We start from the raw sequence: 21,208 nt of genomic DNA on the forward strand, positions 1-21,208 counted from the left end.
CGGATTGGAGTTTGCGACGCCATCACGCCACAGCTCCCATCCTATTGCTCAGCACGCATAATTTTTTCGACGATGCGGGAGGTGCTGTAGCCCGGCACCAGCGGCACTGTACGCACCTGCCCACCCCGATTCAACACCAGTTCGTGGCCCACAATTCCACTCACGGCGTAATCGTCGCCCTTTACCAGCACGTCGGGCTGCACCAGCTCGATGAGAGCCAGCGGCGTGGGCTCGCCAAAGAGCACCACCGCATCTACAAACGCCAGGGAGGCCAGAATGCGCGCCCGGGCGTGCTCATCCTGAATGGGCCGGCCGGGCTTCAGGCCGCCCACCGAGGCATCGGTATTCAGGCCCACCACCAGCGCGTCGCCCAGGTGCCGGGCCTGCTCCAGGTAATCGACGTGGCCGAGGTGCAGCAAATCGAAGCAGCCGTTGGTGAACACCACCTTGCGGCCCTGCGCGCGCCAGGCCGCTACAATGGCCGGCAGCTGCTCGCGGGTGAGGATTTTATCTTTCGTCCACATGAAAAGGGAGTTAAGAGTTAAAAGTTAAGAGTTGTGGATAAGCGAAAGGGCTGGCCCGCATCCATTTTAACTCTTAACTCATAACTCGGTTGTAAGCGGCTCGTGCGCCAGGGCTTCGGCTTCGGCGGCGACGGTGCCTTTATCGGCGGCGGCCACGGCCACGAAGCTGATGGCCCCCATTGCCACCACCAGCAGCGTTTGGGCCCCGTGCACCACCAGCGCATAGGCAATACCGGCCTCCTTGCTGATGCCGTACACCAAGAGAATACCCTGCACCATCACGTGGAAGGGCCCGATGCCGCCGGCCACTGGCGCGGCCATGCCAAACGCCCCAAAGGTGAGCACCGCCAGGCCAGCCTTCATATCCAGGCCGTAGGTTTCGGGGAAGCAGAAGAAAGCCAGGTAATCCATCAGGTAATACACTGACCAAGTGAAAAGCGTGTGCAGCAGAAAAAGGCCTTTCTTCTTTAACTTCAGCACACTGAACACGCCCGCCAGCAGGCCCTTCACGAACACTACTCCCTTGTTGAAAAACGCATTCTGCCGCAGCCGCTCCAGGTTGCGAAATAGGGCCACACCCGCCACCACCAGCAGCAGCACCGCAATGAGAGCCGCAACGAGCAGGGGTGTCCGGTTGCGGGCCAGCGCATCGTAGCGCCCACCCAGCACGTTCTGGGTCACAAACCCCCAAAAGGTAGTAAAATCGAGCAATAGCACGCTGCTCAGCAGGCCCAGCAGCACCAGCACATCAATCACGCGCTCGGTTACTACCGTGCCGATGGCTACCTGCACCGGCACGCCGCTGGTGCGCCGCAGCACCGAGCAGCGAATCACCTCGCCCATGCGCGGCAGCACAATATTGGCCAGGTTGCCTACCATCATGGCGTGGTACACGGCCCAGAACGGGGCCGGCGTCTGCGAAGCCTCCAGTTGCATCCGCCAGCGGTAGGCCCGGCTGAAGTAACCCAGCACCGACAGCCCCAGCGTGAGCGCCAGCCAGGCATAATTGGCCGTGCGGATGGCGTGCCCAATAGCATCCCATTTCAGGCCGCGCATGGCGTACCACATCAGAGCCCCCGAGATGCTCAGCAGCAGCCCGTATTTGAGAATATTCAGAAACGTCTTCAATAGGGTAGCCGGTAGTAGTTATTGAGCAAAGGTAAGCTCGCAGTCGAAGCCGGGTGGTTGGTGCCTCCGCGTGCTTACGCCTCTACCACCACATTATCAATCAGCCGCACACCGCCCAGGTGAGCGGCCAAGCACAGCACTACCGGCCGGCCGGGCACGTAGCCAGCCAGTGGCTGCAGGGTTTGGGCATCGGCCACGGCAAAGTATTCAGGCGTGAGTAGCGGCTCGGCGGCCAAAGCCGCCTCGGCTTCGGCCTGCACCTGCGGCGGCAACACGCCCAGCCGCACCTGCCCGGCGGCGGCCGTCAGCACGCGGTAGAGCAGCGGCGCGGCGGCGCGGGCAGCGGCATCGAGCCGGCGGTTGCGCGACGACATGGCCAGCCCGTCGGCCTCCCGAATGGTGGGCCGGGCCACCACTTCCAGGTCGAACGACAAGTCGGCCACCAGCTGGCGCACCACGGCCACCTGCTGCCAGTCCTTCTGCCCAAAATAAGCCCGGTGCGGCCGGGCCAGGTGGAATAGTTTGCTTACCACCGTGGCCACACCGTTGAAATGGCCGGGCCGGTGCGCGCCTTCCATCACCCGCTCCAAGTCGCCAAAATCGAAGCGCAGCACAGTGGGCCGGGGGTACATCTCCGCCACCGAAGGCGCGAACAGGGCCGTACAGCCGGCGGGGGCCAGCAGGGCGGCATCGGCCTCGGGCACGCGGGGATAGAGGCGGAAATCCTCGGCGCTATTGAACTGCGTCGGATTCACGAAAATGGTGGTAATCACCTCGTCGCACTCGGCGCGGGCGGCCTGCACCAACTGGAGATGGCCGGCGTGGAGCGCACCCATAGTGGGCACCAGCCCAATGCGCCGGCCAGCCTGGCGGGCGCTTTCGGTGTGGGCTTGCAACCCGGCGGCGGTAGTGAGTATCTGCATTAGAAGAAGTAGGACCCTGGAAAGGGCGTCAGGCGATGGGATATTGAAATTCCGCTCAAAATTGTGTAATTTTGTGCACCCATAGTATGGCCTTGTTCCATCCTCTTCAAAAAAACCTGTATGTCGAAGCTAAGAATCCTCTACGCGGCCACCGAAATTGACCCATTTCTGCAGACCACGAAAGTGGCAGAAATGCTGCGGCGGCTGCCAGCCAGCATGCAGGAGATGGGCTGCGAGATTCGCATTTTCGTACCGCGTTTTGGCATCATCAACGAGCGCAAAAACCGCCTCCACGAGGTCGTGCGCCTGTCCGGCATCAACATCGCGGTGGGCGACGACGAGAAGCCGCTGGTCATCAAGGTCGCCTCGATTCCGACGGCCAAGTTGCAGGTGTATTTCATCGACAACGAGGACTACTTCCACCGCAAGTCGGCCCTGGTCGACAAGAACGATAAATTTTACGCCGATAACGACGAGCGCGCCATTTTCTTTTGCAAGGGCGTACTCGAGACGGTGAAGAAGCTGGGCTGGTCGCCTAACATCGTGCACTGCTCCGACTGGATGACCGGCCTGATTCCGCTCTACCTGAAAACCACCTATAAGAAAGACCCGGTGTTCAAGGATGCCAAGTCGGTGTTCTCGATTTACAACAACGAGTTCATGGACAAATTCGAAGGCAACATTTTGGAGAAAGCCAAGATGCTTGACATCGATGATGAGATGATGGCCTCGCTAAAAACGGCTGATTTCAGCGGTTTCGTGAAAATGGGCATGGAGTATGCGGACACCGTGGTGCGCTCCGACGAAGATTTTTCGGAAAACATGAACGGCCTGTTTCACGAATACGCCCTCCACAACAAGCTTAGCCAGGTAGCTACCGATGAAAACCTGCACTCTTCTTACCTAGCCCTGTATAATGAATTGGCTAACTAGCCGTTGCGCTCCCCTGGCTGCCCTTACCGCCCTGGCCCTGACCAGCTGCGACACCGGCACCGCTCTCAACGTGGACCTGCCCGATACGGCCACGACCAATACGCAATATCAGGACTTTGACGTAACCAGCGGCACCGTGCGGCTGGATTCGGTAAAAACCCTAAAAACCGACCATTTCCTTATTGGCCGCCTCGCCGACAACGTGGTTGGCAACACGACCGCCCGGGCGTTTTTCAACGTGGTAGACGTGAGCGTGGCCGACTCGCTGCCCTCGAAATTTACTGATGCCAAGTACTTCAGCGGGCCGCCCACCCTCGATTCGACGGTGATAATCATGGGCTTTGACCGTGTGTATGGCAGCAGCAGCACGCCGGCCCGGTTCGATGTGTTTCCGCTGGCCACTTCGCTTGACGAGCGGCAGGTGTACACCGCCAATTCGTCGGAACCGGTGCTGCCAGCCCTGGCTCAGAATGTGAGCAGCCGCCTCGACCGTACCCGGGTGCAGGTGTTGAAGGCAGCCGATACCTCAGTAACGCCCAACATCCCGGCCGTCACGACCATCGTGCCCGACCAAACCGTGCGCCTCGTAATACAGCGCCGCGTAGCCAATGGCTCGCAGCCGGTCCTGCCGTTAACACTGGCCAACGACTTATTCACTCAGCTGCGCGTGCCTGGTTTTGGCCAGCCGCAGCTCGATTCCAAGCTGAAAGGCCTGGCCATCGCTCCTAGTGCTAGCTACAACAGCAGCATCGTGAGCTTCGGCCGCCCCAATGTGGCGAGAATGGTGCTGTACTTCCACAGCACCTCGGCTTGGGCAACGCGCACTAATCACCCACTGCAGCTCGACACGCTCAAACGCTCGTATTCGGCCTATTTCGGGCCGGCATTTAGCAGTGGCGGACTTTCGGGTAGCAGCGACCCGCGCTACTACACCCAGATTAACCCCGACCTGCCCGCTGCCCTGGCTTCGCTAAACAATAGCGCCGGCTTCGTACCCAATACCTTGCTCAGTGGCACGAGCTATGCCCAGGAAGGCACTGGCCTCGGCACCCGCGTAACCTTTACGAGTCTGGATGTCCTGACAAAGGCTGCTGCTGCCGGCGGCCTCACCATTAACCGGGCCGAGCTGCGCGTGCCCGTGAAACCGTATAGCTCAGTGTTGTTTCCCCTGCCTTCGCAACTATACGCGGTAGAGGTTAACTCCGCAAACACGGTGATGCAGCGCATCGCAAATTTTCTGCCGACCGACCGGATAGTGCAGACCGATGGCAGCCCCCAGACGGGGGCCGGGGCACCGGCCGTAGGTTACCTCACCGCCATTTCGGCGGCGCAGACGTACTACACGCTGCCCATCACCAGCTACCTGCAAGCCTACCTGAACAACCAGCTTAGCGGCAATCCGGCCTCGCTGGTCCTGCTGGCCGACAGCTACGCGGTAACTCCAGCGTCTGGCCTGCGTTTATACAACACGCTCAGCCTGAACCGAGCCGTACTGGACGCGGCCAATATCAAGCTGCGGGTGTACTACTCGAAGCGCTAAGCGCCACTTAACCGGCCGGTTGTTGCGCTGGCAAGCTACTTTCTATTCTAACCTTCTAATTTTTTCCTGCCATGTGCGGCATTGTTGCTTATCTGGGCCATCGTGAGGCCTGCCCTATTATCCTTAAAGGCCTACATCGCCTCGAATATCGCGGCTACGACTCGGCCGGCGTGGCCCTGCTCAACGGCGACCTGACCGTTTATAAAAAGAAGGGCAAAGTGAGCGACCTCGAAGCTTTTATTGCCGATAAAAACACGCACGCTAACGTAGGCATGGGCCACACCCGTTGGGCCACCCACGGCGAGCCCAACGATGAGAATGCCCACCCGCACTATTCTACTTCGGAGCGCATTGCGATTATTCACAACGGCATTATCGAGAACTACGCGGCGCTGAAAACGCACTTGCAGCAGCAGGGCCACGTGTTTCATTCCGACACGGACACGGAAGTTTTCGTGAACCTAATTGAGGAAATTCAGACGCAAAACAGTTGCTCGCTGGAAGAGGCGGTGCGCCTGGCCCTGCACGAAGTGGTGGGTGCCTACGCCATCGTGGTGCTTAGCAAAGATGCTCCGAACCAGCTCATCGCTGCCCGCAAGGGCTCGCCGATGGTGATTGGCATCGGCGACGGTGAGTTCTTTATTGCCTCCGATGCCACGCCCATCATCGAATACACCAACGAAGTGGTGTATGTGAACGACTACGAAATTGTGGTGATTCGCGATGGACAGATGGAAATTCGCAGCCGTGAGGATGTGAGCCAGACGCCCTACATCCAGAAGCTAGAGATGGAGCTTGACTCTATCGAAAAAGGCGGCTACCCGCACTTTATGCTTAAAGAGATTTTTGAGCAGCCCCGCTCGATTCTCGATTCGATGCGCGGCCGCCTGGAACTCGAAGCTGGCCATTTGAACATGGGTGGCATCCGGGCCTACGAGCAGAAATTCATCAATGCCCAGCGCATCATCATCGTGGCCTGCGGCACGTCGTGGCACGCCGGCCTGGTAGCTGAGTACCTGATTGAGGACTTGGCCCGTATTCCGGTGGAAGTGGAGTACGCTTCGGAGTTCCGCTACCGCAACCCGATTATCACGGAGCGCGATATTGTAATTGCTATTTCGCAGAGCGGCGAGACGGCCGATACGCTGGCCGCTATTGAGTTGGCTAAGAGCAAGGGCGCAACCATCTTCGGCGTGTGCAACGTGGTGGGCAGCAGCATTGCCCGGGCTACCGACGCGGGTGCTTATACCCACGCCGGCCCCGAAATTGGGGTAGCTTCCACCAAAGCCTTCACGGCCCAGGTAACGGTGCTGACCTTGCTGGCCATGATTATGGGCCAGAAGCGCGGCACCATCACCGACACCAAGTTGCGCGAGCTAATGGTGGAGCTGGAGACAATTCCATCGAAAGTAGAGAAGGCCCTGCTGCTGGATGCACAGATTCAGGAAATTGCCGCGGAGTTTAAGGATGCGACCAACTTCCTGTACCTGGGCCGCGGCTACAACTTCCCGGTGGCCCTGGAAGGTGCCCTCAAGCTCAAGGAAATCAGCTACATTCACGCCGAGGGATATCCCGCCGCAGAGATGAAGCACGGCCCCATCGCTCTGATTGACGAGAACATGCCGATGGTGGTAATTGCCACCCGCGACAGCTCGTACGAAAAAGTGGTGAGCAATATTCAGGAAGTGAAAGCCCGCAAGGGCCGCATCATTGCCATCGTGAGCGAAGGCGACACCGTGATTCCGGCCATGGCCGAATACGTAATTGAAGTACCTCACACAAGTGACCTGCTGATGCCCCTCGTGTCGGTAGTGCCGCTTCAGTTGCTGAGCTACCATATTGCCGTGTTGCGCGGCTGCAACGTGGACCAGCCCCGTAACCTGGCCAAGTCGGTAACGGTGGAATAAAGTCCGACCTTCCGGACTAATTGTTTAATACATTCAGAGGCAGGGCAAACGGTAACGTGGCCCTGCCTCATTTTTTATGGACACTAGGAAGTACAGCAGTCAAAGAATAGCAATACATTGCGTAGCAGCACTGGTATTGCTGCCTTTTCTGGCGCTGGCAGCCTACAGTCATCCTTATTATGATGACTATGCTGCGGTTTTGGAGTTGAGACACAGTAGCTTCGCTTCGTATTTTATTTATAATTATCAGAACTGGTCGGGACGTTACGCCTTCCTATTTGCCAATGGTGCATATCCATTGCGGTTTGGTGGAATGCAACTTTATCATTATACAGTTGCAGGCTTGATATTGAGCTTAGTAGGCAGCTGCTACGCCTTGGCTTGGGGACTCACAGTCGGTAGCCGACTACGATTAGCCGCAAAGGGAGCAATGGGCAGCGGACTGGTAATAGCGCTATTGATTCTATTTCCTAGTCCAGCCGAGGGGTTCTACTGGGCACTTAGCAGCTATACCTATTTGCTTCCCATAGTAGTAGGCTTTGGTGGATTTGCAATGGGTTGTGGGCACGCAGCCGCGCCACCAGGCTCAATACAGCAACGGGTATTGTTCGTTGGACTAATGGTGGCGGCGGCATTGTTTCCAGGGTTTTCTGAATTTAGTGCTGGGTTAAGTCTGTTACTCGTGGCTGGGCTGCTGCTTGCTTTTCCCAAAGCCAGACGGTCATACTGGGGGGTAGCGCTGACGGCAGTAACAGGCGCTACTATCATGCTACTAGCTCCTGGCAATTTCAATCGCCTGCACACCTCCCCCCACGAGTGGCATTTGGCCTGGGATAGTGGCCATGCGCTAATAGCCACCGCGTACACGCTGCTGAATTGGACGGCCTTTCCCGCATTTTGGCCACTGCTTGCCTTGGCCTTGCCATTGCTTGGAAAAGTAGCGGCCGGTAACGGGCCGGTTGCGCGGCTTGTACGACTGCCTTTTTTATGGCCTATTTTGCTAATTGTTGGCCTGACAGGTTGTTATATTTTTGGCTACGTTGTTCTTCATTGCCCGCCGCTACTACGAGTCCGGAATATACTTTATGCTTACTTCATAGTCACGGGCTTACTTAGTATTATAGGGCTGATACAATTTGCTCAACGACAGGGTTGGGCGCTTCCAAGAGTATCACCAGCAGTGCTATTTGCATTGCTTGCGCTAGCACTGCTTTCCGATGGCAATGGTCGGCTACGGGGTGAAGCCATCGGCCGCAGCTACAGCACTGTAGGTCAGGCATACCGCGACTTAATAAGTGGTGATGCGCAACGCTATGATATTGCCGTGAGAAGGCGCTACTCGTTGCTGCAAACCACCGCCGCCGATTCGGTTGCACTGCAATCGCTTCCGACAGCACCAAATTCCATATTTCTCTATGATATCGGTAACAACCCAAACCATTGGTGCAATAAGCTTCTGGCGCGTTATTTCCACAAAAAGGCGGTTTGGGTACAATAAAGGCTATTCTCCGCCCGGAAATAATTCGGTCGGCTCCTCAATCAACCCCATAATACCTTCACCAACTTGCCACCCGACACCAGCATTGAGCTGAGGCCGGTTACTGCTTTCAGTATGATGAATCGATTGATAACATGGGGCCGACACTTACTCCTGGTCCGTGGCCAACAGTGGCTGGCCGGGGCATTGATGGTGCTCAGCGTGTTACCGTTTGTGGTGCTGGCCTGTTATAATCATCCCACGCTGGATGATATTCTGGATGCGGGTCAGGTCCGGGAGCTGGGGTTCTGGCAGGCCCAAAAGTTTTTCTACTTCTCTCACACGGGTCGCTATACCACCACGGTACTGCTGGCGCTGACCAACCCGCTACGCTACGGCCACTGGGCGGCCAACTGGTGGTGGGTGACCCTGACTTTTATTTTCGGCACTCTGCTGGTCCTTCGCTACAGCCTGGGGGCCATGTTGCACCTGCCGGCGAAAAGCGCCTGGCTGATGGCCGGTATAATGCTGAGTCTGTGGCTGGCCTATGCGCCTGGCCTGGCCGAAGGACTTTACTGGTTCACGGGCGCCTACACTTACATTGCCGCGGCGTGGCTGCTGGTGGCTTGGCTGGCAGCGTTCGTACGCTATGCCGAGGCCCGGCATATGGCTGGCCGGAAAACGCGCCTCAGGCTTTTGCTGGTTGCTCTGCTAACGGTGGCAGTAGCAGGCACGCCGGAACCCCTGGCATTACCTTTTGTGCTGATGCTGCTGTTGGCGACTGGTTTAAGCTGGTGGCTGGGACGAGGACGCATCGTGGCCTCGCTGGCTGTGCTAGCTGTAGCTGGCGGCGCGGCATCCTTTCTGGCACCCGGCAATTTTGTGCGCATGAGCAGCATGGGAGAATCTTTTGGGGTGGTAAAAACCCTCGCTTATTCGGCTAGCGCTACCGGGTATCTGCTTTTTACCTGGCTTAGCAATCCGGTATTGCTGGCGGTTTCGGCCCTATTGCTACCTGCGCTGTATCGCTTTGGGAAGCAGCAGGAATTGCTAGTGGTACGCGAGCTGGCTAAGGTTCCGGCCGGCTTGCTGGCCATTGCGCTTGGCGGCTTGCTGGTAGCGGCTAGTTGCCCGGCATACTACGCCAGTGGAACGGGGTTGCCTCTACGAGCCCGCGCCGTGCTTTACCTAGTTTTTGTAATTAGTTGGTTCGGCTTATTACTGACGTGGTGCTGTCGCCAAGCCGTCCGTGAGCAGGCCAGCCCGGTACTGAGGGGCTTGGTGATAAATCCAGTGGCTTCGCTGTGGATGACTCTACTGGTGCTGTTTTTTTTCGCCGACTACAACGTGCAGACCCGTGCGACCATGGTTGGGCAGGGCAGCAACAACGTGCTGCGCGCTTACCGGCAGTGGCTGAGCGGCGATGCGGCCGGCTACGATGCCGAGCAGCGTGCCCGCTATCGCACCCTCACGGTGCCCGACCCAGGGGCGGCAATTGCTCCCCTGCAGCACCGCCCAGAACTACTCATCAGTTTCGATATTGGGGAGGTTACTAATCCGATTACCCTCCGCCAATACCGCCGTTATTTGGCCGAGCAGCTATAAACGTATCACAAAGGCCCGGTAACCGCTGGCTCTAGTTCAAACCGCGAACGGCTTGCCGCGTAGCGCCTGGCGCTTGAGCAGCGGGCACACTTTGTAGCGCTCATCGTGGGTATCCTGCCACAGGGCTTCGAGCACGGCGTATACCCGGTCTACGCCGATGGCATTGGCCCAGGCAAAGGGGCCGTGCGGGTAATTGGTGCCCAGCCTCATGCCGAGGTCGATGTCCTGCATAGTGGCCGTGCCTTCCTGCACGGTGAAGCAGGCTTCGTTGATAATCTGGCAGATGACGCGGGGCGTAACTAGGCCCACGCGGTCGGCCACCACGCGGTAGTCGGTGCCGAGGGCGGCGCAGGTTTCGGCCAGCTTCGCGCGGTCGGCTTCATCACAGAGGCTTACTTCTAGCAGGCGGCGGTTGAGGAGCGTGGGTAGGCCGCAGAAGCCAAAAAAAGGCTTGAATTTTTCGCTGATTTGAACCGCTGGAGCAGCCGATGTTTCTCTGAAGTAGGGAACATCTGAGTCCCGATGCTCCAATGCTTCTCCTAATAAATTTTCGCCGAATGCAAAAACCACATCAGCTACTTTCACCAATTGCTTGACCCGTCGTTCCTCTGCTTCCCACGCTGCGGCTGTCTCTGGGTGATTGAAGCTCCAGAAACTGTACTCGTGCGCCGGCCCGAACTTCGCGCGGAATTCCGCTTCTACGTGGTGGCCATCAATAACCAGAATGTGCATATTTTCGGTAGTTACTTTAGGGCCAAAGATACCCTAACCTACTCCGCATATGGCCCACCAGATTATTCTTACCGACCAGGCTCCGGCCCCCATTGGCCCCTACTCGCAAGCCGTGAAGGCAGGCAACACCGTGTACGTATCGGGTCAGATTCCCTTTGACGCGGCCGGGCAGCTCGTGCCCGGCGACATCACGGCCCAGACGCACCAGGTGCTGAAGAACCTAACGGCCATTCTCGCCGCCGCCGGCCTCACGCTGGCCGACGTGGTGAAGTGCAGCATCTTCGTAAAGGACCTCGGCGATTTCGCCACCATCAATCAGGTGTATGGTTCCTACTTCGACGAGGCCACGGCCCCGGCTCGCGAAACGGTGGAAGTGGCCCGCCTGCCGCGCGATGTGCAGGTGGAGATTTCCTGCATCGCCGTGGGCGCATAATATCCGGGTGACGCGGGCGTTGGGAGTGTTTTACCTCCAACCACAAATCCAACCCCACGCATGAAAGAACTTGGACTCGGCTTGCTCATCATTGGGCTTATTTCGCTGGTGCTGCCGCTGATTAACCCCAACGTGCACTACGTCTTCCTGAAATGGATTGATAACTGGGGGCCGACAGGGGCCTGGATTATTCGCGGCGGCATCACGCTGCTGGGCCTGGCGCTGTGGCTGGGCTTCAAGAACCGGGACTAGTTTTTCATTTAACACTTAACAGCTGTTCGACGGTCGCAAATCCGGTCCGCTAAAACGGCTGTTAAATGTTAAATGATAATTATTAAATGACCCCGACCTTTGCAGCGCGTTCCGAACTCCGGGGCGCGCTTTTTTCCGTTATGACTGAAAGAGAAGTCCGGGTGCGTTTCGCCCCCTCGCCCACCGGCCCGCTGCACATTGGCGGCGTGCGCACGGCCCTGTATAATTACCTGTTGGCCCGCAAGCTGGGCGGCAAAATGCTGCTCCGCATCGAGGATACCGACCAGAACCGCTTCGTGCCCGGGGCCGAGCAGTACATTTTGGAAGCGCTGGCCTGGTGCGGCATCGTGATTGATGAAGGCCAGGGCGTGGGCGGCCCCCACGGCCCCTACAAGCAGAGCGAGCGCAAACCCATGTACAAGCAGTACGCCGACCAGCTCATTGCCGCCGGCCACGCCTACTACGCCTTCGATACGGCCGAGGAGCTCGACGCTATGCGCGCCCGCCTCCAGGCCGCCAAGGTGCCCAACCCGCAGTACAACAGCATCACCCGCGCTCAAATGCGCAACTCCCTCACTCTACCCGAGGACGAAGTGAAGGCCCTGCTCGACGGTGGCGCGCAATACGTTATTCGCCTTAAGGTGCCCCGCAAGGAAGAAATCCGCTTTCAGGATATGATTCGCGGCTGGGTGGTGGTGCATTCGAGCGCCGTGGACGATAAGGTGCTGATGAAGTCGGACGGCATGCCGACCTACCACCTCGCCAACATCGTGGACGACCACCTGATGGAGATTTCGCACGTCATCCGGGGTGAGGAGTGGCTGCCGAGCGCGCCGCTGCACGTGCTGCTGTACCGCTACCTGGGCTGGGAAAGCACCATGCCGCAGTTTGCCCACCTGCCCCTGCTGCTGAAACCCGACGGCACCGGCAAGCTAAGCAAGCGCGACGGCGACCGCCTGGGCTTCCCGGTGTTTCCGCTGGAGTGGCACGGCACCGATGCCGAAACCGGCGAGCCCACCATCAGCAAGGGCTACCGCGAAGAAGGCTACCTGCCCGAGGCGCTGGTGAACTTCCTGGCCTTCCTGGGCTGGAACCCCGGCACGCAGCAGGAGATTTTCTCGATGGACGAGCTGATTCAGGCTTTTTCCATTGAGCGGGTGAGCAAGTCGCCGGCCAAGTTCGACCAGAACAAGGTGAAGTGGTTCAACGAGCACTACCTGCGCGCCAAGTCCAACGCCGAGCTGGCCCCCTACCTGCTGAGCGCCCTGGCCGAGCACGGCATTGCCTGCGACCAGGCCAAAGCCGAGCAGATTGTGGGCGTGATGAAGGAGCGGGTTTCCTTCCCCAACGACTTCTGGCAGGAGGCCAAGTACTTCTTCCAGGCCCCGACCGAGTACGACGAAACCGTGGTAAGCAAGAAGTGGAATGCTCCGGTGGCCGCCGCCCTCACGGCCTACGCCACCAGTCTGCCCACCGCCACCGAAGTTTCGGCCGAAGGCCTGAAAACCTTGTTCAACGACACGATGGCAGCCCAGGGCCTCAAGCCGGGCCAGGTGCTGCAAGCCCTGCGCACGGCCGTGACCGGCGGGGCCGCCGGCCCCGACCTGTTCGAAACGCTCGCCATCCTGGGCGTGCCCGAAGTGGCCCAGCGGTTACACACGGCTGTGGCTAATATCCCTGTAGCAGCTTAGCCGCCACCAAGAATCCGGCTGAAGCCCGGCCGTCTGTTCGCAGGCGGCCGGGCTTTTTTGTAGGCCGACTTGTCGCACCATTTGCTTTCCTCTGTTTACATTAATACCCCCGTCTTTTACATACTATTGGTAATCAGTCAGATAATTCCTCCAAACTTCAGCTATCGCGCCTGCCTATCGGCGTGTACGCGCTGCATCACGGCCCACTAGCCCAGCGCCTCACGCTGGAACAAGCGCTGTGCTGCTTACCCTGGAAGGGAGCTGGCCGGTGGCCAGCCTCTTTTTTTGGGCCTGGCCGGGCTGAGCTGCCACCCGCCGGGGCAGTTTCGCGTACAGTAATGCAGTATTCCTTTGCTTCTGCTCCCTCCTATCATGGCCAAGAAACCAGTCAAACCCAAAAAAACTGCCCTCGACCCCGCCAAAAAAGCCCGCGTGCACAAAGAGCTCGAAGGCTTCGAGATTGGGGTGAACCCGCTCGGTGAAATCACTTCCAACTACAGTATTGAGCAGATAAACCAGTTTTTAGGCCGCCACGTGCGCGACAAAAAGCTAGTGGACCGCGCCGGCCAGTTCGGCGAAAAAACCGAGGACGACGATTTTCCCATCGAAGATGGCCACCAGGAAGTGGAGGAATCCGACGAGGATTTCATCAAGCGCACCAGCCGCGAGGCCAAGCGGAAAAAAAGTCCCGACGACCCCGAAAAGGAAGCCGCCGAAACCCGCAGCGAGCTGCCAGCCGATGAGTAGGTTTTAATGGTTAACCACTCACCGTTAACCATTGACCATTAACTCACAGCGTACTCGTTGTACCCACCCGCAACCCCTTCTCGAAGGATTCTACTTTGATAAGCTGGCCGTTGGAATAGGTTTCGACGCGGCTGCGTTTATCGCGCTCAAACAGCTCTACTTGCGTGAGCTGGCCTTTTTCATAGGTTTCGGCCCGGGTGATGTTGCCATCAACGTAGGTTTGCACGGCTGCAATCTGGCCGTTGGGCTCGTAGCTCGTCCAGGTGCCGTACCAGTAAAAGCGCGGGGACTTGCCGCGCCCGGTTACCCATTGGGCGGGGCCACGCCGGGCCAGTTGCCCGCCGGCGTGCCAGTAGCACACTTCGCAGTAGCCGTCCTGGCTGTACGCTTCGGTACGGTCGAGTTTGCCCGTGGAGTCGTAGTATTGAAACATTTTCACGGGCCGTCCGTGGCGGTAGTGCCCGGCCGTGTAGGGCTGGCGGTGGCCATCGTCGTAGTAGGTGCGCCAGCGGCCGGTTTCAAGGCCGTGCCGGTCGAATCGGTTGCTCTTCCAAAAGGCCCAGGCGGGCGGAGTGGTGGCGAAGCGCGAGCCCGCGCAACTTCCCAGTAACATACTGAACCCAAGCAGTAACAGGCGTTGAGAAGCACGCATAAGCAAAAGAAGTAGATTTGAACTATAAAGTTAGTTGAAAGTCTTCTTTCCAACGCATCTACCCTAAAATATTGTATCGGCCACTTCCTCAGCTCCAAAAAATAGCTGCATGCCTATATCTTTGGCCGCACCAACTCCTTCACCAGCCATTGCTATGAACTCGCACGACGTTGACTACCGCATTCTGGGTGCCGATATTCAGGTGCTCGAAATTGAGCTCGACCCCAACGAAACCGTGATTGCCGAGGCCGGGGCCATGGTGTACATGGAAGAAGCCATTGCCTTCGAAACCAAGATGGGCGACGGCTCCGAGCCCAACCAGGGGTTCATGGGCAAGCTGTTTTCGGCCGGCACCCGGCTCATCACCGGCGAGTCGCTGTTTCTCACGCACTTCACGCACCGGGGCAGCTTCGGTAAAAGCAAGGTGGCCTTCTCGGCCCCCTACCCGGGCACCATCATCGCGGTCGACCTGCGCGAAATGCCCCAGGGCCTCATTGTGCAGAAGGACGGCTTTCTGGCCGCCGCGCGAGGCACCAAAATCAGTCTGCACTTCAACCAGAAATTCGGAGCCGGCTTTTTCGGCGGCGAGGGGTTTATCCTGCAAAAGCTCACCGGCGACGGCAAGGCCTTTGTGCACGCCGGCGGTACCATCATCGAAAAGCGCCTCAACAACGAGCTGCTGCGCGTGGACACCGGCTGCGTGGTGGCTTTCGAGCCAGGCATTGATTTCAGCGTGGCCCGGGCCGGTGGCCTCAAATCCATGATATTCGGGGGCGAGGGGTTGCTACTAGCCACGCTGCGCGGCACTGGCCGCGTGTGGCTGCAATCAATGCCCGTCAAAAAGCTTATTCAGGCGCTGGCCTCCTCGGGTGGCAATGCTCAGAAAGAAAGCGGCGGCGTGCTCGGCGGCCTACTGGGCGGCATGCTCGACGAGTAGCCCGGCCTGTTTATCGCGGCGACTCCACTGTGGCCGCTACCTCGGTATCGCGGTCGGCCCAGCTTCTAACTGCTATTCCTACAGCCAACAACAGCAGCAAGCCCGCTGCTACTGCCACCCGAACCAGAAATTTCTGGTCGGTATTTTCGTCGTGCTTGCGGCGGGCTATTTCACGGCGCTGGCCGCGGGTTTTGTAAGGCCGTTGGTAAGCTGATTTTTGGCTGGCCGAAACTTCAGTAATCGAAGACATGGAATGCAGGGCGGGTGGGATGCAAGAAGAAGGCAGTAATTATTACGGTAATATTACTTATCCAGATTCTATTGTTTATAATAAATCTATCGGTGGCGCAAATAACTGGTTCAATGCGCCATTGCAGTCGTCAAACGGCCGGTATTGAACTGTGCTATCGATTGTGCGCCCCGCGCGCGGCGGCCATTTGCAGCACGGCCTCCAACACCTCGCGCGAGTTGAGCAGGCGTGGCACCTTGTGCTGCCCGCCCAGCTTGCCCTGCCGGGCCAGCCAGGCCTCGAACGTGCCGGCTGGCACCGCGTGCAAGCGCGGCGCGGCCAGGGCCAACCCCCGGTGGCGCTTGGCCGCGTAGTCTGAGTTGAGTTCGGCCAGTGTGGCATCGAGCACCGCCCCAAACCGGGCCAGGTCGGGGGCGGCATTGCCCACGAATTCCACGGCCCACTCGTGGCCCCCGTGCGAGGCCGCGTCATCGGCGGCGAACCACACCGGCGCGGCCGTGAAATCGCGCACCGCCGCGTGGGTAGCGTGGCAGGCAGCGGCCACGGCAGCCTCCGCATTTTCAATCACCACTTCTTCGCCGAACGCATTGAGAAAGTGTTTGGTACGCCCCGTGATGCGCACCCGGTAGGGGGCCAGTGAGGTGAAACGCACGGTGTCGCCCACCAGGTAGCGCCACAGCCCGGCATTGGTACTGATAACCAGCGCGTAGGGCCGGCCGAGCTCCACCTCGGCCAGGGGCACAGCCTGCGGCGCGGGCACGGCCCATTGGTCGGCGGGCAGAAACTCGTAATAGATGCCGTGGTCGAGCAGCAGCAGCAGGTCTTCGCTCCCGGGCTCATCCTGCAGGGCAAAATAGCCCTCCGAAGCGTTGTAGATTTCGAGGTAGCGCATCCGCGCATCCGGGATGAGCTGCCCGAACAGCTCGCGGTAAGGTCCGAAAGCCACCGCCCCGTGCAAAAACAGCCGCAGCTGCGGCCATACCTGCAGGATATGGTCGGCTCCGGCCAGGGCAACTACACGGCGTAGCAGCACCACCATCCAGGTAGGTACGCCAGCCAGCACGCGCACATCCTGGCGCAGCACGTGGTGGGCAATTCGCTCGATTTTTTCCTCCCACTCATCGAGCAGCGCCAGGCGTAGCGGGGGCGTACGCAGCCCCTCGGCCCAGCCCGGCAGCTGCGCCATGATGACGGCCGACACGTCGCCCACCCGGGCGGCTGGCTCCGGCGGCCGGAAGGGGTTAGGGCCGAGCGCGCCGCCCAGCGAAAGGGTTTTACCGGCCAGCAGCCGCTCCTGCGGGTAGAGGTGGGTGCTGAGGGCCAGCATGTCGCGGCCAGCGCGGTAGTGGCCGTGGTGCAGGGCCTCCTTCGTGACGGGGATGAACTTGCTGCGGGCGTTGGTGGTACCGCTGCTTTTGGCAAACCACTGGGGCCGCCCGGGCCAGAGAACGTCGGGGTGGCCACGCAGCACCTTTTCCAGCTCGGGGTATAGTTGCTCGTAGGTGCTGATGGGCACGCGCCGGGCAAAATCGGCCGCGCTCAGCGGCTCGCCGTAGCCGTAGCGGCGGCCCCATTCGGTGTGCCGCGCCCGCGCCAGCAGCTCCCGCAGTAGCCGCGCCTGGGCCTCGTGCGGCTGCGCCCGAATGCGCGCCAGCCGGGGCAGGCTGCCGAGCTGAACGGCGCGGGCAATGAGCTGGTCGAGCATATTTTTTGAATTAAAAATTGAGAATTAGAAATTAAAAACCATGCGAAATGAGCATTCGTAAAGCTGGCCTTTGACCACTCGCAACCATCCTATTTTTAATTTTTAATTCTCAATTTTTAATTAATCTACACATTGCGCTTGAGCTCGAAATTCTTGCCCAGGTACACGCGGCGCACGGTTTCGTCGCCGGCCAGCTCCTCGGCGGTGCCGGCTTTCAGCAGCTTGCCTTCGAAGAGCAGGTAGGCCCGGTCAACGATGCTGAGCGTGGAGTTCACGTCGTGGTCGGTGATGAGCACGCCGATACCCCGGTGCTTGAGCTTGGCCACGATGCCCTGAATTTCCTCGGTGGCGATGGGGTCGACGCCGGCAAATGGCTCATCGAGAAGCACGAATTTGGGGTCGACGGCCAGGGCGCGGGCAATTTCGGTGCGGCGGCGCTCGCCGCCGCTCAGCACTTTACCCAGGTTTTTGCGCACGTGGCCCAGGCTGAATTCATCGAGCAGCTCTTCGACCTTGGCCAGGCGGGCTTCCTTTTTCATACTCGTCATCTCGAGCACGGCCATGATATTTTCTTCCACGCTCAGGTCGCGGAACACGCTGGCCTCCTGGGCCAGGTAGCCCACGCCCAACCGCGCCCGCTGGTAGATGGGCATGGTCGTGATTTCAGTATCATCCAGGTAGATACGGCCGCTATTGGGCTTCACCATGCCCACCATCATATAGAAGCAGGTTGTTTTGCCGGCCCCGTTGGGCCCGAGCAGGCCCACAATTTCGCCCTGCCCCACCGTTACCGACATGTCGTTGACGACGGTGCGGGCTTTGTATTTTTTAACAAGATGGTCGGCGCGAAGAATCATGCGGGTAAAGGTAAGGGGTGGGCCGGAGGCAGCCCTACGCCGAAGCAAACGCAATCGGATGCGCATTTATTCGGCACGCCGAGTAGTTGACTTGAATTTTTCCGCTACTTTTAGGGGCACAACTAAACCCACCACCACTCTTTTTTAATTATGACGGTAAAAACACTACTCCTCGCGGGGGGCACGCTGCTGGTCAGCGCGTCGGCGGCGTCCGCCAGCGGCTTCCAGGTGAACCTGGGCGGGCAAAAGAACATCGGCATGGGCGGAGTAGGCGTAGGCTTGTCGCTCGACCAGGCTGCCATGTTCTACAACCCCGGTGCGCTGGCCATGGTGCGCGAAAACGGCGTGCAGCTGGGCTTCAATGGGGCCATTGCCCGCGTGAGCTACAGCAGCCCGTACGGCGGCGGCGTAACCGGCATCGACCACAAAGTGGTGACGCCTTTTAACTTCTACGCCGGCTTCGGCCCCAAGGAAGGCAAGTTCAAGGCCGGCATTGCCGTGTACACGCCCTACGGCAGCACCCTGAAATACAACGATAACTGGGATGGCCGTTACGCCCTCACCGAAATCACGCTGCAGTCCGTTTACGTGCAGCCCACGGCCTCGTTCGCCATCACCCCGACGCTGAGCGTAGGGGCCGGCCTGATGATTCTGGCCTACGGCAATGTGAACCTGCAGAAGGACATTCCGCTGCCTACCGGCCCGGGCCACATCACCCTCGATGGCAAAGCCAAAACCAAGTTCGGCTACAACGTGGGCGTTTTCTTTAAGCCCACCGACAAGCTGAGCGCAGGCATCAGCTACCGCTCGCGCATCAACGCCGAAGTGGAGAATGGCGACGTAACCTACTCGGGCCTGCCCGGCGGTGCCAGCGCGGGTATTATCAACCGCAGCTTCACGGCCAACAAGTTTTCGGCTAGCCTGCCGCTGCCAGCTGTGGCCAGCGTGGGCGTGGGCATCATGCCGACCGACAAGCTGACCATTGGCCTGGACGCGTCACTCACGTTCTGGAGCGCCTACCGCTCGCTCGACTTTGCCTTCAGCGGCAACAATGGCAACGGCACCACCGACGGCCTGGTGGGCGGGGCCAGCACCAGTTCCTCGAAGCGCTACTACCAGGACGCGCTGGCTTTCCGCCTGGGCGGCCAGTACAAGGTGAGCGATAAGCTGACCGTGCGGGCCGGCACCAGCTACGACTTCACGGCCGTGAAAGACGGCTACGTAGGTCCCGAAACCCCCGATGCCGACCGCGTGATTCTGACGGCTGGTTTGAGCTACCAGGTAACCGAGCACCTCGGCCTAGATGCTTCCTTCTTGTTCGAGGACTTCCTCAAGCGCACCCAGACGCAGTCTCAGCTGCTTGACAACGGTACCACCGACCGCATCGCCGGCACCTACAAAACCCAGGTTTACGTGCCCGGCATCGGCCTGCACTACAAGTTCTAATCCCTCCCCACCCGACTTTAGACTCCTTCTGATATGAATCTGATGATTAAACGCACCGCGCCGGCACTCGCGCTGCTGGGCCTGGGCCTGGCGGGCTGCCAGCCCGAAATTGAAGCCCCAACGGCCTCGGCCGGTTCGGCCGACGTTTCCAGCTACATCGCCGTGGGCAACTCGCTCACGGCCGGCTATGCCGATGGTGGCCTCTACCGCGAGGGCCAGCTGAACTCCTACCCCAGCATCCTGGCGGGCCAGTTTGCCAAGGCGGGGGGCGGCAATTTTGTGCAGCCCCTCTTCACCGAGGCCCAGAGCAATGGCGCGGGCTACCTGCGCCTGGCTGGCTTCACGGCTACGGGCTCGCCCATCACGGCCAACGTAACCACGAACCTGGCCATACGCGGCGGCAGTGCTACCGCCCCGCTCTACACCAAGTTCACCGACCCGGTAAACAACCTCGGCGTGCCCGGCATCCGCATGGCGGATATCAATACGCCCGGCTACGGCAGCGTGCAGGGCAACCCCTACTTCGAGCGCATCACGCCAGACGCGACGCCGCTGCAAACCTATTTGCAGCGCGTGCAGGCGACGGTAGCTTCTATCAAGCCGACGTTCTTTACCGAATGGCTGGGCAACAACGACGTGCTGGGCTACGCCACTTCGGGCGGTGCTTCAACAGTGGCCACCAACTCCCTCACTTCGGTTGCCACCTTCACCACCAACGCCGGCCTGGTGCTGGACGCGCTGACGGTTAATGGGGCCAAGGGCGTAGTAGCTACCATCCCGGATGTTACCGGCATTCCGTTCTTCACCACGGTGGGCCCGAGCTTCAAGGCCACGCTGGTGGCTAATAACGTACCAGGCTTGGTTGCGCTGACGGGAGCGGCTCCGGGCAACGCTGCTTCGACCAATCGCAAGCCCATTGCCACGGCGGATATCCGCGATGCAAGCGGCGGACGCCAACTGTTCACACTTACCTCTTCGGCCTTCCTGGGCCTGTTTGGACGGCCTACGGGTGCACCTTGGCGCTCCTTTGTGCCGAAAGCCAATCTTAGCGCTTACCTAGTGGGCTACGGCATCGACACGACGACGGTCTTTGGTTCGGCTACTAACCCCATCCCTAGTTCCTTCGTGCTCGATGACGCGGAGCAGGTTTTAGTTGCTAATGCAACCGCCGGCTTCAACAACGCCCTGATTACGGCCGCCAACGCCCGTAATCTGGCGGTATTCGATGCCAACTTGTTTTTCCGCTCGGTAGCCAGTGGTGGCTACGTGGTGAACGCCGCCAACAACACGGCCGGCTACCTCTCGGGTAACCTATTCAGCCTCGACGGAGTGCACCCCACGCCACGTGGCTACGCCGTAATTGCCAACGAGATACTGAAAGCCATCAACGCCAAGTATGGCAGCACCTTCACGGGGGTGAACGCGAATAGCTACCGCGGCGTGGTTTTCCCCTAATAATCCGGCTCCTC

20 protein-coding genes are annotated in these 21,208 nt (G+C 59.4%); 12 read left to right on the forward strand and 8 right to left on the reverse strand.

The window, feature by feature from the left end; translation table 11 throughout:
* Positions 1-41: 41 nt before the first annotated feature.
* From rfaE2 to panC, 3 genes are all read right to left on the reverse strand, one after another.
* Positions 42-524 (reverse strand): D-glycero-beta-D-manno-heptose 1-phosphate adenylyltransferase, encoded by a 483-nt coding sequence (rfaE2, locus tag ABIB44_RS06680; protein ID WP_354583853.1) that lies wholly within the window; start codon positions 522-524, stop codon positions 42-44.
* Positions 525-602: 78 nt separating this feature from the next.
* Positions 603-1,652 (reverse strand): lysylphosphatidylglycerol synthase transmembrane domain-containing protein, encoded by a 1,050-nt coding sequence (locus ABIB44_RS06685; protein ID WP_354583854.1) that lies wholly within the window; start codon positions 1,650-1,652, stop codon positions 603-605.
* Between the two features lie 74 nt (positions 1,653-1,726).
* On the reverse strand, positions 1,727-2,575 hold the full coding sequence (gene panC, locus ABIB44_RS06690; RefSeq protein WP_354583855.1) for a pantoate--beta-alanine ligase: 849 nt from the start codon (positions 2,573-2,575) through the stop codon (positions 1,727-1,729).
* 120 nt (positions 2,576-2,695) lie between these two features.
* Between panC and ABIB44_RS06695 the strand changes: the two genes are divergently transcribed.
* The 5 genes from ABIB44_RS06695 (at position 2,696) to ABIB44_RS06715 (ending at position 10,037) form a co-directional block, all read left to right on the forward strand.
* Entirely contained in the window at positions 2,696-3,508 is an 813-nt protein-coding gene (locus ABIB44_RS06695) for a glycogen/starch synthase (protein WP_354583856.1), read from the forward strand.
* Complete coding sequence (locus ABIB44_RS06700) at positions 3,492-5,048, forward strand: DUF4270 family protein (RefSeq protein ID WP_354583857.1); 1,557 nt, start codon at positions 3,492-3,494, stop codon at positions 5,046-5,048. Before ABIB44_RS06695 ends, ABIB44_RS06700 begins: the two co-directional genes overlap by 17 nt.
* Before the next feature lie 71 nt (positions 5,049-5,119).
* Complete coding sequence (gene glmS / locus ABIB44_RS06705; protein WP_354583858.1) at positions 5,120-6,955, forward strand: glutamine--fructose-6-phosphate transaminase (isomerizing); 1,836 nt, start codon at positions 5,120-5,122, stop codon at positions 6,953-6,955.
* Positions 6,956-7,031: 76 nt separating this feature from the next.
* Positions 7,032-8,453, forward strand: a complete 1,422-nt coding sequence (locus ABIB44_RS06710) for a DUF6056 family protein (RefSeq protein WP_354583859.1) — start codon at positions 7,032-7,034, stop codon at positions 8,451-8,453.
* 114 nt (positions 8,454-8,567) lie between these two features.
* Positions 8,568-10,037, forward strand: coding sequence for a DUF6056 family protein (locus ABIB44_RS06715; RefSeq protein ID WP_354583860.1), 1,470 nt, complete (start codon positions 8,568-8,570; stop codon positions 10,035-10,037).
* Between the two features lie 36 nt (positions 10,038-10,073).
* Here the strand turns inward: ABIB44_RS06715 and ABIB44_RS06720 are convergent, their stop codons facing one another.
* Positions 10,074-10,568: a 3-hydroxyacyl-CoA dehydrogenase family protein gene (locus ABIB44_RS06720; RefSeq protein ID WP_354583861.1), complete on the reverse strand. Its 495-nt coding sequence runs from the start codon at positions 10,566-10,568 to the stop codon at positions 10,074-10,076.
* A 250-nt stretch (positions 10,569-10,818) separates the two neighbouring features.
* Between ABIB44_RS06720 and ABIB44_RS06725 the strand changes: the two genes are divergently transcribed.
* The 4 genes from ABIB44_RS06725 to ABIB44_RS06740 all read left to right on the forward strand — a co-directional run bounded on the left by ABIB44_RS06725 (position 10,819) and on the right by ABIB44_RS06740 (position 13,892).
* On the forward strand, positions 10,819-11,202 hold the full coding sequence (locus tag ABIB44_RS06725) for a RidA family protein (protein WP_354583862.1): 384 nt from the start codon (positions 10,819-10,821) through the stop codon (positions 11,200-11,202).
* A 60-nt stretch (positions 11,203-11,262) separates the two neighbouring features.
* Positions 11,263-11,454 carry a hypothetical protein gene (locus ABIB44_RS06730; protein ID WP_354583863.1) on the forward strand — a complete coding sequence of 64 codons (192 nt, stop codon included), beginning with the start codon at positions 11,263-11,265 and terminating at the stop codon, positions 11,452-11,454.
* A gap of 140 nt (positions 11,455-11,594) precedes the next feature.
* Complete coding sequence (gene gltX / locus ABIB44_RS06735) at positions 11,595-13,145, forward strand: glutamate--tRNA ligase (protein ID WP_354583864.1); 1,551 nt, start codon at positions 11,595-11,597, stop codon at positions 13,143-13,145.
* 372 nt (positions 13,146-13,517) lie between these two features.
* Positions 13,518-13,892 carry a hypothetical protein gene (locus ABIB44_RS06740; RefSeq protein WP_354583865.1) on the forward strand — a complete coding sequence of 125 codons (375 nt, stop codon included), beginning with the start codon at positions 13,518-13,520 and terminating at the stop codon, positions 13,890-13,892.
* A gap of 43 nt (positions 13,893-13,935) precedes the next feature.
* Here ABIB44_RS06740 and ABIB44_RS06745 read toward each other — a convergent pair whose 3' ends face one another.
* On the reverse strand, positions 13,936-14,544 hold the full coding sequence (locus tag ABIB44_RS06745; RefSeq protein WP_354583866.1) for a toxin-antitoxin system YwqK family antitoxin: 609 nt from the start codon (positions 14,542-14,544) through the stop codon (positions 13,936-13,938).
* Positions 14,545-14,698: 154 nt separating this feature from the next.
* Here ABIB44_RS06745 and ABIB44_RS06750 point away from each other — a divergent pair, with 154 nt between their 5' ends.
* Positions 14,699-15,481 (forward strand): TIGR00266 family protein, encoded by a 783-nt coding sequence (locus ABIB44_RS06750; RefSeq protein WP_354583867.1) that lies wholly within the window; start codon positions 14,699-14,701, stop codon positions 15,479-15,481.
* A gap of 10 nt (positions 15,482-15,491) precedes the next feature.
* Here ABIB44_RS06750 and ABIB44_RS06755 read toward each other — a convergent pair whose 3' ends face one another.
* From ABIB44_RS06755 to lptB, 3 genes are all read right to left on the reverse strand, one after another.
* Positions 15,492-15,731, reverse strand: a complete 240-nt coding sequence (locus tag ABIB44_RS06755) for a hypothetical protein (RefSeq protein WP_354583868.1) — start codon at positions 15,729-15,731, stop codon at positions 15,492-15,494.
* 154 nt (positions 15,732-15,885) lie between these two features.
* Positions 15,886-17,436, reverse strand: a complete 1,551-nt coding sequence (locus tag ABIB44_RS06760) for a GH3 auxin-responsive promoter family protein (RefSeq protein WP_354583869.1) — start codon at positions 17,434-17,436, stop codon at positions 15,886-15,888.
* Between the two features lie 125 nt (positions 17,437-17,561).
* Positions 17,562-18,293, reverse strand: coding sequence for an LPS export ABC transporter ATP-binding protein (lptB, locus tag ABIB44_RS06765; protein WP_354583870.1), 732 nt, complete (start codon positions 18,291-18,293; stop codon positions 17,562-17,564).
* 150 nt (positions 18,294-18,443) lie between these two features.
* Here lptB and ABIB44_RS06770 point away from each other — a divergent pair, with 150 nt between their 5' ends.
* Both ABIB44_RS06770 and ABIB44_RS06775 read left to right on the forward strand, forming a co-directional pair.
* Positions 18,444-19,739 carry an OmpP1/FadL family transporter gene (locus ABIB44_RS06770; RefSeq protein WP_354583871.1) on the forward strand — a complete coding sequence of 432 codons (1,296 nt, stop codon included), beginning with the start codon at positions 18,444-18,446 and terminating at the stop codon, positions 19,737-19,739.
* A 42-nt stretch (positions 19,740-19,781) separates the two neighbouring features.
* Complete coding sequence (locus tag ABIB44_RS06775; protein ID WP_354583872.1) at positions 19,782-21,194, forward strand: SGNH/GDSL hydrolase family protein; 1,413 nt, start codon at positions 19,782-19,784, stop codon at positions 21,192-21,194.
* Positions 21,195-21,208: the final 14 nt, after the last annotated feature.

Source organism: Hymenobacter sp. UYCo722 (genome assembly GCF_040547115.1).
Classification (GTDB): Bacteria; Bacteroidota; Bacteroidia; order Cytophagales; family Hymenobacteraceae; genus Hymenobacter.

Coding starts and splice junctions, on each gene's coding strand:
- rfaE2 (WP_354583853.1), bottom strand. CDS start 524: ATGTGGACGAAAGATAAAATCCTCACCCGCGAGCAGCTGCCGGCCATT.
- panC (WP_354583855.1), bottom strand. CDS start 2,575: ATGCAGATACTCACTACCGCCGCCGGGTTGCAAGCCCACACCGAAAGC.
- ABIB44_RS06695 (WP_354583856.1), top strand. CDS start 2,696: ATGTCGAAGCTAAGAATCCTCTACGCGGCCACCGAAATTGACCCATTT.
- ABIB44_RS06700 (WP_354583857.1), top strand. CDS start 3,492: ATGAATTGGCTAACTAGCCGTTGCGCTCCCCTGGCTGCCCTTACCGCC.
- glmS (WP_354583858.1), top strand. CDS start 5,120: ATGTGCGGCATTGTTGCTTATCTGGGCCATCGTGAGGCCTGCCCTATT.
- ABIB44_RS06710 (WP_354583859.1), top strand. CDS start 7,032: ATGGACACTAGGAAGTACAGCAGTCAAAGAATAGCAATACATTGCGTA.
- ABIB44_RS06715 (WP_354583860.1), top strand. CDS start 8,568: ATGATGAATCGATTGATAACATGGGGCCGACACTTACTCCTGGTCCGT.
- ABIB44_RS06725 (WP_354583862.1), top strand. CDS start 10,819: ATGGCCCACCAGATTATTCTTACCGACCAGGCTCCGGCCCCCATTGGC.
- ABIB44_RS06730 (WP_354583863.1), top strand. CDS start 11,263: ATGAAAGAACTTGGACTCGGCTTGCTCATCATTGGGCTTATTTCGCTG.
- gltX (WP_354583864.1), top strand. CDS start 11,595: ATGACTGAAAGAGAAGTCCGGGTGCGTTTCGCCCCCTCGCCCACCGGC.
- ABIB44_RS06740 (WP_354583865.1), top strand. CDS start 13,518: ATGGCCAAGAAACCAGTCAAACCCAAAAAAACTGCCCTCGACCCCGCC.
- ABIB44_RS06745 (WP_354583866.1), bottom strand. CDS start 14,544: ATGCGTGCTTCTCAACGCCTGTTACTGCTTGGGTTCAGTATGTTACTG.
- ABIB44_RS06750 (WP_354583867.1), top strand. CDS start 14,699: ATGAACTCGCACGACGTTGACTACCGCATTCTGGGTGCCGATATTCAG.
- ABIB44_RS06755 (WP_354583868.1), bottom strand. CDS start 15,731: ATGTCTTCGATTACTGAAGTTTCGGCCAGCCAAAAATCAGCTTACCAA.
- ABIB44_RS06760 (WP_354583869.1), bottom strand. CDS start 17,436: ATGCTCGACCAGCTCATTGCCCGCGCCGTTCAGCTCGGCAGCCTGCCC.
- lptB (WP_354583870.1), bottom strand. CDS start 18,293: ATGATTCTTCGCGCCGACCATCTTGTTAAAAAATACAAAGCCCGCACC.
- ABIB44_RS06770 (WP_354583871.1), top strand. CDS start 18,444: ATGACGGTAAAAACACTACTCCTCGCGGGGGGCACGCTGCTGGTCAGC.
- ABIB44_RS06775 (WP_354583872.1), top strand. CDS start 19,782: ATGATTAAACGCACCGCGCCGGCACTCGCGCTGCTGGGCCTGGGCCTG.